This is a genomic window from Paenibacillus sp. FSL K6-1217, from assembly GCF_045040735.1.
GTDB lineage: Bacteria > Bacillota > Bacilli > Paenibacillales > Paenibacillaceae > Paenibacillus_AQ.
This window is the reverse complement of sequence record NZ_CP150271.1, coordinates 1,878,860-1,892,239: the sequence shown is the minus strand read 5'-3', so window position 1 is coordinate 1,892,239 and position 13,380 is coordinate 1,878,860. Positions and strand designations below refer to the sequence as shown.

Annotated in this window: 11 protein-coding genes; all 11 read left to right on the top strand. The window is 55.0% G+C overall.

All coding sequences use genetic code 11. The features are described 5' to 3' along the window. The first annotated feature begins 418 nt into the window (after window positions 1-418). The gene (gene mutL, locus MHH28_RS08330) at window positions 419-2,530 is read left to right on the top strand and encodes a DNA mismatch repair endonuclease MutL (RefSeq protein ID WP_405113853.1); all 2,112 of its coding nucleotides are present in this window, start codon (window positions 419-421) and stop codon (window positions 2,528-2,530) included. 42 nt (window positions 2,531-2,572) lie between these two features. Then, window positions 2,573-3,358 carry a class I SAM-dependent methyltransferase gene (locus MHH28_RS08325; RefSeq protein ID WP_405113851.1) on the top strand — a complete coding sequence of 262 codons (786 nt, stop codon included), beginning with the start codon at window positions 2,573-2,575 and terminating at the stop codon, window positions 3,356-3,358. Next, window positions 3,342-4,322, top strand: coding sequence for a tRNA (adenosine(37)-N6)-dimethylallyltransferase MiaA (miaA, locus tag MHH28_RS08320; protein WP_405113849.1), 981 nt, complete (start codon window positions 3,342-3,344; stop codon window positions 4,320-4,322). The genes MHH28_RS08325 and miaA overlap by 17 nt, the downstream gene beginning before the upstream one ends. Window positions 4,323-4,341: 19 nt before the next feature. After that, window positions 4,342-4,581 carry an RNA chaperone Hfq gene (hfq, locus tag MHH28_RS08315; protein ID WP_405113847.1) on the top strand — a complete coding sequence of 80 codons (240 nt, stop codon included), beginning with the start codon at window positions 4,342-4,344 and terminating at the stop codon, window positions 4,579-4,581. Window positions 4,582-4,719: 138 nt separating this feature from the next. After that, the gene (locus tag MHH28_RS08310) at window positions 4,720-7,389 is read left to right on the top strand and encodes a PBP1A family penicillin-binding protein (RefSeq protein WP_405113845.1); all 2,670 of its coding nucleotides are present in this window, start codon (window positions 4,720-4,722) and stop codon (window positions 7,387-7,389) included. Window positions 7,390-7,545: 156 nt separating this feature from the next. Beyond that, a complete protein-coding gene (locus tag MHH28_RS08305) occupies window positions 7,546-8,100 on the top strand; it encodes a DUF402 domain-containing protein (RefSeq protein WP_405113843.1) in 555 nt (184 codons plus the stop codon). A 3-nt stretch (window positions 8,101-8,103) separates the two neighbouring features. Next, a complete protein-coding gene (locus MHH28_RS08300) occupies window positions 8,104-8,760 on the top strand; it encodes a YdcF family protein (protein ID WP_405113841.1) in 657 nt (218 codons plus the stop codon). Between the two features lie 90 nt (window positions 8,761-8,850). Further along, entirely contained in the window at window positions 8,851-9,825 is a 975-nt protein-coding gene (locus MHH28_RS08295; RefSeq protein WP_405113839.1) for an AAA family ATPase, read from the top strand. A 32-nt stretch (window positions 9,826-9,857) separates the two neighbouring features. Then, complete coding sequence (hflX, locus tag MHH28_RS08290) at window positions 9,858-11,147, top strand: GTPase HflX (RefSeq protein WP_405113837.1); 1,290 nt, start codon at window positions 9,858-9,860, stop codon at window positions 11,145-11,147. A gap of 210 nt (window positions 11,148-11,357) precedes the next feature. Next, a complete protein-coding gene (locus MHH28_RS08285; RefSeq protein WP_405113835.1) occupies window positions 11,358-12,611 on the top strand; it encodes an aminotransferase class I/II-fold pyridoxal phosphate-dependent enzyme in 1,254 nt (417 codons plus the stop codon). A gap of 27 nt (window positions 12,612-12,638) precedes the next feature. After that, the gene (locus MHH28_RS08280) at window positions 12,639-13,172 is read left to right on the top strand and encodes an AAA family ATPase (RefSeq protein ID WP_405113833.1); all 534 of its coding nucleotides are present in this window, start codon (window positions 12,639-12,641) and stop codon (window positions 13,170-13,172) included. Window positions 13,173-13,380: the final 208 nt, after the last annotated feature.

The following is a 13,380-nucleotide window of genomic DNA, read 5'->3' as shown; positions in this document are numbered from 1 at the left end:
AGGAAGATGGACCAAATGTATGTGGAAAACAGCATACATTCTGCTCGCAAGCAGGCACACGGCCTGAATATATGCGAAAAATAGCATACATTGTGCTCGCAAGCAGTCACGCGGCCTGAATATATGTGAAAAACAGCATACATTGTGCTCGCAAGCAGGCACACGGCCCGAATATATGTAAAAAACAGCATACATTGTGCTCGTAAACAGTCACACAGCCTGATTGTATGTGAAAAACAGCATACATTCTGCTCGCGCGAAGGTAATCTTATTCATCCGTTAGGATGATTTTGTTCCTGAAACGGTGCCGTCCTTTAAAAGGACGGCAAAGCCGTCTCCACTTGTCCGAATAAGGCTTTTACAGTCCGTTAATGTTCAATATTATCTATATAATAAATAACTGCGGGGGTGAACGAATATGGCTAAAATTCATGTGCTGGATGAGCATATTGCGAACCAGATTGCTGCCGGGGAGGTAGTTGAGCGTCCTGCTTCTGTCGTGAAGGAGCTGGTGGAGAACGCGATTGATGCGGGAAGCACCCGCATTGAAGTCTCTGTGGAAGAGGGGGGCTTGCAAAGCATCCGGGTGAAGGATAACGGCTCGGGAATCGAGCCGGAGGATTGCGAGACCGCCTTCTACCGCCATGCAACGAGCAAAATTGCCAGTGGCCGTGATCTGTTCCTGATCACCAGCCTCGGCTTCCGGGGAGAAGCGCTGGCGAGTATCGCGGCGGTCTCGAAGCTGACACTGCTGACCGCAAGCGGAGACGACGGCAAGGGACGGGTGCTGGACATCGAGGGCGGCAGGCTGATCCGTAATGAAGATGCGGCTTCCGGCCGGGGCAGTGATCTCACTGTGCGGGAGCTATTCTACAATACTCCGGCACGCCTCAAGTATATGAAGAGCATCCAGACCGAACTGGGCCATATTTCGGATGCGATGTACCGGATGGCGCTGGCTCATCCTGATATCTCCTTCACCTTGCAGCATAACAGCAACCAATTGCTGCATACGCTGGGCAACGGAGACCTGCTGCAGGTGATTGCCGCTGTATATGGCACTTCAGCTGCGAAGGCGATGATCCCGGTATCGGCAGAAGATCCGGATTTCCGGATTTCCGGCTATATCAGCCGCCCGGAATGGACACGCTCGAACCGCAATGCGGTTACGACACTGGTCGGGGGACGTTACATCCGCAGCAACGGGTTGAATGCGGCAATCATGCGCGCCTATCATACGCTGCTGCCGATTAACCGCTATCCGCTGCTGGTCCTGAAGCTGGAGATGCACCCGTCACTGGTCGATGTCAACGTGCATCCGGCCAAGCTGGAAGTCCGCTTCAGCAAAGAACCCGAGCTGTATGCCTTCATCGAGCAGCAGCTCCGTTCACTGCTGATGGGCCAGAGCCTGATTCCGCGTCCTACCAAGGAAGTCATCGGCGGCAAGAACAGCAGCTCGTTCATTCAGGAGCAGTTCGCCTTCTCCAAAGGCGCAGCTCCGGGGAATGATCAGCAAGGCAGGGCAGCAGCCGGTGTAGATCAGGCGGCCGACCCGCACAATTCCGGCCAAGGGATGCCTGGCGCTTCCGGCGGAGAAGGGGGCAGCCAATTGTCTTCCGGCGGCCGGAGCGGCGCTCCATTCTCCGCCAGCACTGGTCCATTAACGGACCCTGCCGCTGGAGGCACTTATGCTGCTTCCCAAGCATCCGCCGGGAGTACCCAGCCTTATAGCGGCAGCAATGTGCAGCAGTCGCCGCAGGCCAGAGAGACGGCCGCTGCTTATACCGGCGGGAACACCGCACCTGCTCCTTACCGGAGCGGTACCGGGCAGCCGTCCTCCGGCCCGCGTGACAGCTATCGCCCCCAGACTTCTATGGCTGGGCGCGGGCAGCAGCCGGCGGCCGGGGAGCTGTATGCTCCTGCGGAGCAGGCCGGCTCCGGTCTTCCGCAGTTCCCGGAGCTGAATTATATCGGCCAGCATCACGGAACCTATATTATCGCCCAGAATGACAGCGGTCTGTATCTGATTGATCAGCATGCTGCGCATGAGCGGGTGAATTATGAATTTTATTATGAGAAATTCGGCAAGCCTGAGGATGCGTCGCAGGAGCTTTTGCTGCCGATTACGCTGGAGTTTACCCCTTCGGAGAGCAGGCAGCTCAGCGAACGGCTGCACTGGTTCGAGCAGGCAGGGGTTATTCTTGAGCATTTCGGCGGACAGACCTTCCTGGTCCGTTCCTTGCCGTACTGGTTCCCGGAAGGGGACGAGAAGGCTGTAATTGAAGAGATGGCAGAGTGGGTCTTAAGCGAACGGTCGATTGACCTCGCCAAGCTGCGCGAGAAATCCTCCATTCTATGCTCCTGCAAGGCTTCTATCAAAGCCAACCAGAAGCTTACCGAGCTGGAAGTGGAATCGCTCCTCACCAGGCTCGCAGCCTGCCGTCAGCCTTACACCTGCCCGCATGGACGTCCGATCGTGGTGTCATTCTCGGCCTATGATCTGGAGAAGCTGTTTAAGCGTGTCATGTAGGGGCTATATTGTACATTTATAGAGTGCAGGATCGGAGGCAACATGATTATAACCACGGGCTTTGACCCGATACCGGAAGTTGCCGGGCGCGCCCGGCAGCTTGCGGAACGCACAGGCTGCGCCTATGCTCCAAGAGCGAAGTTCTCCATGAGCAAGCTGGTGGAGCATTATGGGGACGAACAGATTCTGGTGGTTCTGCAGGAGGCCGTCCGGCTGATCACGCCGGGAATGCCGCCGATGGAATTCCATCCCAGCATGGGCTTTGTCCGCGCCAAACGAATCTTAAGAGGCGAGCCGGACCCCATGATCGCTGCCGCAGGCATGCTGCCCGGCGACAGCGTGCTGGACTGCACGGCAGGACTCGGAGCCGACTCGCTGCTGTTCTCGGTCACCGGAGGGGAACACTCCAAGGTGACGGCGCTGGAGAGCTCACTGCCGCTGTATGCCCTTCTGCTGGAAGGAATGAGCGGGTATGTGTCCGGCCAGATCAAGGTGAACGAGGCGCTGCGCCGTATTGATGTGCAGCACGGGGACCATCTGGAATACCTGCGGGCCCAGCCGGACAAGAGCATCGACATTATCTATTTCGACCCGATGTTCCGGGTGCCGCTTACGGATTCGGCGGCGATCTCGCCGCTGCGGCAATTCGCCAATCCCGCCGCCTTGTCGCCTGCCAGTGTGGCTGAGGCCACCCGGGTTGCGCGCAAGACTGTGCTGCTGAAGGAGAAGGCGCTGAGCGGAGAATTCACCCGCCTGGGCTTCAAGGAGCTGCTGCGGGCCAATGCCAAAACATCGTACGGGGTGATTACCATTGACAACGAAGACTAAACGCAAAGTGCTTGTACTGCTGGGACCAACTGCGGTTGGCAAGACCCGGCTGAGTCTGGAACTGGCGGAGGCTCACGGAGCCGAGATCATCTCCGGGGATTCGATGCAGGTCTACCGCGGGATGGATATCGGTACGGCCAAGATTACGCCTGAGGAGATGAAGGATATCCCCCATCATCTGATTGATATTCATGACCCGCAGGACGCTTATTCGACGGCTGAATTCCAGGAGCAGGGGGCCCGGCTGATCGAAGAGATCAGCGGGCGGGGCAAGCTGCCTTTTATTGTGGGCGGAACAGGACTGTATATTGAATCGTTATGCTACGGCTTCCGCTTCTCTGAAGCGGTGGCTGACGAGGCGTTCCGTGAGCAGCAGGAGGCTTACGCCGAGGCCCATGGGGCGGATGCCCTGCATGCCCGTCTGGCAGCGGTGGACCCGGCTAGCGCGGAGCGGCTGCATCCCAATGACCGCAGGCGGATCATCCGCGCGCTGGAGATTTATCACCAGACGAACGTCCCGTTATCCGACTCGCTGGCCGTCCAGAACAAGGAGTCTCCCTATGAATTATGCCTGATCGGTTTGACAATGGACCGGAAAATACTATATAAACGTATTGAAGAGCGAATCGATCAGATGCTGGCGGATGGCCTCGTGCCTGAGGTGCAACGGCTGCTGGATCAAGGCTACGGCAGGAGTCTTGTATCGATGCAGGGCCTGGGCTACAAGGAAATTGCCGCCTACCTGGAAGGGGAGATGACGCTTGCGGAAGCAGTGGTGCTGCTGAAGCGCGATACCCGCCGGTTTGCCAAGCGGCAGTTGTCATGGTTTCGCCACATGAAGGAGATTCACTGGATCGACGTCCTGGAGAGCCAAAACTTTTCTGAGAATTTTGCGAAATTAAATGGTATAATAGCAGGAAAGTTTCTCACAGGTCTTGAATATACTTCTGAACAATCTAATTGAACCATTGGGGGTACGTCATATGAACAAGTCCATTAACATTCAAGATACGTTCTTGAACCAGCTGCGCAAAGAGAATATCCCTGCTACAGTATATTTGACCAACGGCTTTCAAATCCGGGGAATTATCAAAGCCTTCGACAACTTCACCATTGTGATCGACAGTGACGGGCGCCAGCAGATGGTGTACAAGCATGCGATTTCCACGTTTACACCGCAGCGAAGCGTATCACTGATGCAGGACAATAATAACGAGGTTTAAGATTTTACAGCCTTGAAGCGAAACCTTTTTGCTTATAAATCGTTTGAATAGAGAGTGCGAGAGAGCAACCTGAGAAGGTTGTTCTTTTCATTCGTGAACATCATTCATGTTTTTCCGTTAAGGGAGTCAGGAGGCAGTATGTCCAGAGACCAACTAACCAGGAGCGGCGGCAATAGAAACAGAGGAAGCCAGACGCCGAGTTCCCCAGGGAAGCCGAAGAAAAAGAAGAAAAGATTTTTAACCAAAAAACGTGTGTTGTGGAGTTTGTTTTTTTCAATTGCCTTAGCGATCTTTTGCGCGCTGGGCGGCTATTTGTTCATTATGCTGAACGGGCAGAAGCTGCTGGATGAGAACCGGGATAAGCTGACGGTGAATCCGCCGACGCAGATTTTTGACCGCAATAGGAATCTGATCGGCGAACTTTCGCTGGAGAAGAGTGACCCGGTGGAATACCAGGATATTCCCGAGCTGCTGATTACCGCGTTCGTGGCGACCGAGGATAAACGGTTCTTCGAGCACAACGGGGTGGACCTCTGGTCCATCGGACGCGCGGCTGTGAAGGATATTGCGGCACGCAGCATGGTTGAAGGCGGCAGTACGATCACCCAGCAGCTGGCGAAGAATATCTTTCTGAACCGGGACAAGACCTTCTTCCGCAAAGCAACCGAGGTATCGATTGCCGTCGCGCTGGAGAAAACAGAAACCAAAGAAGATATTATCACGATGTACCTGAACCGGATTCCGTTCGGCGGGACCATCTATGGGATCAAGGCTGCTTCTATCCGATACTTCGGTAAGGATAATCTGAACGATCTAAAGCTCTGGGAAATCGCTACGCTCGCTGCAATGCCTAAGGGGCCTTCCCGCTACAATCCGCTGCGCAATCCTGAGCTGTCGAAGGAACGCCGCGGCGTTGTGCTTCAGCTGATGTATGATCAGAAAAAGATTACCAAGGAGCAAATGGACGAGGCTAAGGCTGTTGACTATAACTATACGCCACCAGAGACAGGCAAGCAGCGTTACCAGGCATTCATCGACTATGCCATTGGTGAGGCTGAGGACAAATTCGGGCTGACCGAGGATGACCTCAACATCGGCGGGTATAAGATCTACACAACTATGGATAAGCATGCCCAGGAGACGATTGAGGATGCTTTTGCCGACAGTGATAATTTCGAGAAGAGTGTGGACGATGAGCTGGTACAGGGCTCGATGACCATTATGAATCAGGAGAACGGCAGCATTGTAGCCTTGATGGGCGGACGTAATTATGAGAAAAAAGGCTATAGCCGGATCGACGGCAGCCGCCGCTCACCGGGTTCTGCCTTCAAGCCCCTGGTATCCTATGCACCTGCTCTGGAATCCGGCAAATTCACGAATGATTCCATGCTGAGCAATGAGAAGCAATGCTTCGGCAAATATTGTCCGAACAACCTGCACGGGTACTCGAAGTCGATCAGCATGGGCGATGCGCTGACAAAGTCGGAGAATATCCCGGCGGTCTGGCTGCTGAATGAGATCGGTGTGAATACCGGCTTCCAGTTCGCCAAGAAGCTGGGCATCAACCTGAAGGATGAGGACAAGAACCTGTCGCTCGCCCTCGGCGGGATGAGTGAGGGAACGAACACGAAGGAGATGGCCCAAGCCTACAGCGCCTTCGCCAATGGCGGGGAGCTGCGCCAGGCGTATTCCATCAAGTCGATTGCCGACAGTGATGACAAGACCGTCTACAAGGCGAACACCAAGGCAGACCGTGTGATGAGTGAACAGACCGCTTATCAGATGACAGAGATGATGCAGCGTGTCGTCCAGGATGGTACGGGTAAAAAAGCCAAAATTAACCGGCCGGTAGCCGGTAAGACCGGTACAACGCAGAGCGGTTATAAGGGCATCAGCTCGAACCGTGATGTCTGGTTCGTCGGCTATACACCGGAATGGACGGCTGCGGTATGGATGGGCTATGACAAGCCAAGCAAGACCCATCTGCTGAAGAACAGCAGTCCGCTGGCCGCTGCCTTCTGGGGCAAGGTCATGGAGAAGGCGCTGGAAGGTGTACCTGCCAAACAGTTCCCAGTACCGAAGGGCTCCGCTGTGGAAGTAGAGGCAACGCCTACGCCTGAAGCCGTAACAGCAGTAACGGGCTTCCAGGCGGCTTATGATCCATCCACGATGACAGTGAATATGAGCTGGAACCCTGCTGCGGCAAGCGGTGTAGAGTACCGTATATACCGCCGCGAGACGTCAGAGGCGGAATTCACTTCACTCATGAATACCATGGCATCTAATATAGGGGACATCAGTGCGATGCCGGGACTGTCTTACGAGTATTATGTTACCGCGTATTATCAAGAGCTTGATCAGGAGAGCGAGCCGTCGGCGACTGTAACTGTATCCGTCCAGGATGAGCTACAGACCCCTGAGCCGGAGCCGACGCTTGACCCGAATATGCCAACGGACAACCCGGATAACAGCGGGAATCCCGGAAATGGTGAGAACGGAGGCACTCCGCCGGATAACGGACCGGGTAATAACGGCTCTGGGAATAACGGCCCTGGGAATAATGGCTCCGGCAATCATGGTCCGGGCAATCAGGGCAATGGTCAAGGAGGGAACAACGGCAGCGGAACCGCCACAGCCCCGCCTGAGATAACACCGCCGCCTGCGACCGCCACACCAGAGCCATTACCGACACCGGAAGCGCCGGGCGGTACAGTCGATCCCGGAATCATCCCTGACCCGAATGCCGGAACCGATCCGGCAAGTGATCCGGGCAGCGGCTTTGTCGAAGGACCAGACACTACGCAGTAGGCTGGATACATCAAGTTTACAGGATTAACAAATACCCTGACAGCTCCGGAAGCTCTGCGCTACGCAGAATGGCCGGACGTCGGGGTTTTCTTGTTTTGAGTGTCTCTGCAAAATGTGTTAAGCTGAAGGCACCATTATCAGAAGAGGGTTATTCATATGAAACGTAAATTCGGAGACCGGGCCAACTGGCGCAGAATTACCCGCCGCCATTTTGCCTGCCGCTATGTGGAGACCCGGGAATTCAGCGGTTATATCACGCTCTACACCATTTATGGGCTGAAGGAGCCTTTATGGAAGAGTTACGGCAGGCATACATACCGCATAGCGGACAAGGGATATTCATGGCTGCAGTATTTTCCCAAAGACGGCCATTATATTGTGACGGCCATGTTTGATGAACGGCAGAATATTGTGCAGTGGTATATTGACACCTGCAAGGTCCAGGGTGTAACGGATCAAGGGGTTCCCTGGTTCGACGACCTGTACCTGGATGTTGTAGTGCTGTGGAATGGTGAAGTGTTTTTGCTGGATGAGGACGAGCTGGAGGAAGCGCTGGAGCGGGAAGATATCACAGACAGTGATTACCAGTTAGCCTGGTCAACAGCCAATGCAATACTGCGTACGATAGACGCCCATGCCTTTCCGTATTTCTCCCTTTCACTGAAGCATCGTGCCGAATTGTTTCATCACGGAGAATTTAGGAGGAAATAGATTATGGATTGGTATGTCTATCCGCGGGGTTCATCCCCCATCCGCAAAGTGTCCCGCAAGCGCCGCCGACGTACGAAGAGAGTGCTGACGGTTTCGCTGCTGGTACTGGTTGTGGCCGGCCTCGTCTGGTGCGGAGTGGCCTTTAACAGAATTAACAGTGCAGCTACCACCTCGCCCATAGTGAAGGCGGACGCCGGGGTCATTCTGGGAATGTCCATGTGGGGGGATGAACCGAGTCCCGGGCTGAAGGAACGGCTCGACTACGCGCTTAAGCTGTATAAGGCTGGGGCGTTCAGCCATTTTGTCGTCTCCGGAGGTCTGGATCAGCCGGATTATAAGTACACGGAAGCCGAAGGCATGCAGAGGTATCTGGTTGCCCATGGGGTACCGGACAAGGTGATCTATCTGGAGAACCAGTCTACCAGCACTTACGAGAACCTGCTGTTCAGCAAGACAGTCATGCAGCAGAAGGGCTTGTCCTCTGCAGTGGTGATTACGCATGATTTTCATGGCCGCCGTGCCTTGGAGATTGCGCATAAACTTGGATATAAGAACCCGCAGCTTGGCATAACGGAGTCTAAAGTCATGTCGATGCTGAAGTATAAGTCCCGCGAAATCCTGGCCTACACCAAATGGAAAGTGCAGGAGCTGTCGCTGTAACTCTGCTAATTTCCAAAACTGCTAATAACCCCTTTTATACTGGAATAGACTGGTTAGAGCAAGTCAGACCTGTATAACGAGGTGAACTAGGTGAACGGACATGTAGCGGCGGCAAGCAGCGGACGGGAAGAACGCAGACCGTCCAGGCAGATTAACATTGTGCTGAACCATCAGACTCCGGCTCCGGTATCAGGTTTGCCGGTTGATAGCACGGGAGGTACAGTTACCTCCAAGCCCGGCAGCCATAGCGGACTGTTCCAGGAGCTAAGCCGGGAGCTGGATGCACTTGTAGGTCTGGATAACATCAAAGAGCTGGTCTTCGAGATCTATGCCCTGCTGCAGGTGGCCCAGATGCGCAGTGAAGCCGGACTTGCCACCGGAGGCCAGGCCTACCACATGGTGTTCAAGGGCAATCCGGGAACAGGCAAAACCACGGTGGCACGGATTGTGGCGAAGCTCTTCCAGCGGATGGGTGTACTCAGCAAAGGGCATCTGATAGAAGTGGAGCGCGCGGATCTGGTGGGCGAATATATCGGACATACTGCTCAGAAGACGCGGGATCTGGTTAAAAAAGCGCTTGGGGGCATTCTCTTTATCGATGAAGCTTACAGTCTGGCCCGCGGCGGAGACAAGGATTTCGGCAAGGAAGCCATCGACACGCTGGTCAAATCGATGGAGGACCACCGCAGCCAGTTTGTCCTGATTCTGGCCGGGTACTCCGGCGAGATTGATTATTTTCTGATGAGCAATCCGGGTCTGCCTTCGCGTTTTCCGATTCAGGTCGAATTTCCCGATTATACCATCGACCAGCTGTTGCAGATTGCGGAGCTGATGGCCAAGGACCGTGATTATATTTTGATGCCGCAGGCCATACTCAGACTCAAGCAGCATTTGCTTAATGAGAAGACCGAGAGTCTGCATGCTTTCAGCAATGCAAGGTATGTGCGCAACAGTATTGAGAAGGCCGTACGCGCACAGGCTGTGAGGCTGCTGAACCAGTATGAGAGCACCAGTCCGGGCAAGCAGGAGCTGATGACCCTGCGGATCGAGGATTTCAAAGGGTAGTACAGGAAGAATAGATGAGGAGCATGGAATGAATGGCAACTACAACACATGACACAGAGACAGATGTGCAGGACCGGGCGATTCTCGTGAGTCTGGTGACTGATAAAATCAAACGCACCGGGATCGACCCTGAGCTCTCGCTACAGGAACTGGTACAATTAGCAGAGACCGCAGGTGTAGAGGTGCTGGATGTATTGCGGCAGAATAAGGAGACCCCGGATTCCAGGTGGTTTATCGGTAAAGGCAAGGTGGAAGAACTGCGGATGGCCGCTGACGGGCTTGGCGCGAATACCGCGATCTTCGATCAGGAGCTGTCCGGAGCGCAGGTGCGTAATCTGGAAGAGGCGCTGGATCTCAAAATCATTGACCGTACTCAGCTGATTCTCGATATCTTCGCCGGACGGGCGAAGACCCGGGAAGGGATCATCCAGGTAGAGCTGGCCCAGCTGTCTTATCTGCTTCCGCGCCTGTCGGGGCAAGGCAAGAATCTGTCGCGTCAGGGTGGCGGAATCGGTACGAGAGGTCCCGGAGAGAGCAAGCTGGAGACGGACCGCCGGCATATCCGGGACCGGATTACCGAGCTGAAGCGCCAGCTGGATGAGGTGGTCAAGACCCGTGGGCTGCACCGTGAACACCGCCGTAAGAGCGGTGCGGTTCAGGTGGCGCTGGTAGGTTACACCAACGCGGGCAAATCCACCCTGCTGAAGCAGCTGACAGATGCCGATGTGTACATCGAGAACCAGTTGTTCGCTACCCTTGACCCGACCTCACGGGTGCTTCAGCTTCCGGGCGGCAAGGAGGTCGTGCTTACGGACACCGTCGGCTTCATTCAGAATCTGCCGCATGATCTTGTAGCCTCCTTCCGCGCTACCCTGGAGGAAGTGAATGAAGCCAATCTGGTGCTGCATGTGGTGGATGCTGCTTCTCCGATGCGGGAGGAGCAGATGGAAGTCGTTCAAACGATTCTGCAGGATCTGGGCGCGGCAGGCAAGCCGCAGATCGTACTGTTCAACAAGTCCGACCTGTGCCAGCCGGAGCAGCTGGAGATGCTTCCGTCCGGGGAGGGCTTCCTCAAGATCAGTGCTTTTAATGAGGACGACCTCTCACGGATCACGGAGGTCATCAGCGACCAGCTGGCAGGGGATACGCTGATCTTCCGCATTCCCGGAGACCGGGGGGATCTGTCCTCCCTGCTCTACCGGGTGGGCGAGGTGCTGGAGCAGAATTACGACGGGAGCGATGTGCTCTATAACGTGCGGCTGAACAAAGAAGATTATGACAAATGGAGCTACAAGCTGGCTGAATTCGTGGAGCCGCAATAAGGGCTCTCCAGGTCCGCTTGGAGTGGCTTTGAACCGCTTTGATTAGATAGGAAGCATCTATTCCCGCACAGTAACAGTCTGCTTCGGATAATGATCCAGGCAGGCTTTGCTGTGCGGGTTTTCTCGGAGTGTAAGCGTATCAGGCTGCACATCTGTTGTTCCAGAAGCGGGACATCATTATACAGGAATGTTAGGAGAGATGAAGGGGACATGGCAGGATTTGCAGAGGATTTATTACAGGCAGCGGAAGCTGCTGAGCTTGAGATTGAAGGTGCCGTCAAGGCCCTTGACCGGATTGTGGATCATAATCAGTGGAAGGTGATCGAAGCTTTCCAGCGTCAGCATGTGAGTGATTTTCACTTCGCAGGTTCCACCGGATATGCTTACAACGACCGGGGACGCGAGGTGCTGGATCTGGTCTACGCCGAAGTATTCGGTGCAGAGGCAGCGCTGGTAAGGCCGCATTTCGCTTCAGGGACTCATACGATTGCTACAGCTCTGTTCGGTGTGCTGCGGCCCGGAGACGAGCTTCTATACATTACGGGGCGCCCCTATGATACGCTGCACAAGGTAGTCGGCAAGCCCGGGGACGGAACCGGCTCTTTGGCGGATTTCGGCATCGGCTACCGTGAGACTGCGCTGACAGAAGAGGGGAAGATCGACTGGGACGCGGTCGCTATGGCGATAAATGACAAGACCCGGGTCATCGGAATCCAGCGTTCGCGCGGCTATGACTGGCGTTCGTCCTTCACAGTCGCCGAGATTGGCGAGATGACAGCACGGGTAAAAGCCATTAAGCAGGATGTCATCGTATTCGTGGATAACTGTTACGGGGAATTCACCGAGACGCTGGAGCCGCCGCAGGCTGGCGCTGATCTGGTGGCCGGTTCGCTGATCAAGAACCCCGGCGGCGGAATCGCCGAGACAGGCGGTTATATCTGCGGGCGCGCGGACCTGGTGGAGCTGGCGGCTTACCGCCTGACTGCCCCGGGAATCGGCGGTGAGGTTGGGGCGATGCTGGGCACGACGCGCGGCCTGTATCAAGGTCTGTTCATGGCCCCGCATACGGTGGGACAGGCTGTGAAGGGCAGTATTTTCGCTTCCGCTGTGTTCCAGCGCTGCGGCTTCACCACCAAGCCTGCCTGGCATGAGCCACGGACGGATCTGATCCAGGCGGTGGCTTTTGACGGACCGGAGCATCTCATAGCCTTCGTACAAGGCATTCAGCGTGCAGCAGCGGTGGACAGCCATGTTGTGCCGGAACCGTGGGACATGCCCGGCTATGAGCATCCTGTCATCATGGCGGCGGGGACGTTCATCCAGGGCGGGAGTCTGGAGCTGTCTGCGGACGCGCCGATCCGCGCTCCGTATATCGGGTATATGCAGGGAGGATTAACGTATTCCCATGTTAAGTACGGGGTGTTAATGGCCCTGCAGAGTATGAGGGAGCGCAAGCTGTTATAGTTTGTAACGCACGGGAGGCACAGACCCATGTACAAAGCAGAAGCTATCGAAGGATTGTTACACAAAAAGCGTGCGGATAAGGCTCCGCTGGTCGTCATGATGTGCGGTGTGGCGGGCTCGGGCAAAACGACTTTTGCGCTGGAGCTGGAGCAGGAAGGCTTCGTCCGGCTGTCCATTGATGAGGATATCTGGAGTACACACGGCCGCTTCGGGATCGATTATCCTGAAGAAGAATATGAAGCTTTGAAGGAACAGTCCGAACGGAAGCTGCGTAATGAGCTGGTAGAGCTGGTACAGGCGAAGCGCCATGTGGTGGTGGATTTCAGCTTCTGGCAGCGGCAGCGCCGGGATGATTACAAGCAGCTGATCGGGGAGCATGGCGGGAAATGGGCTGTGATCTTCCTCAAGGTACAGCCTGAAGAGTTACGGCAGCGGCTTCTGCTGAGGAGCGGGCGGATGGATGCCAATGCGGCATTTCCGATCACTGACGAGATCCTGTCCCGCTTTTTGAACGGATTCGAGACTCCGGCGGGCGAAGGGGAATGGGTTGTTGAAGCGTGACATGACATGAGGGCAACAATCTGAGCTATTCATGGCTGGAGAATTGTGGGAGATGGCGGTGTTCCACGTTATTTTTGCTTGAAGATTAGTCTATATGATATACTTCGGGAAACTAAATCTACTAAATCCAACGCAATGATCAACTAATCTCACAAGGGTATCACAAGGATAGAAAGAAATCTTGTGAGAAAAACTCACACACCATTGA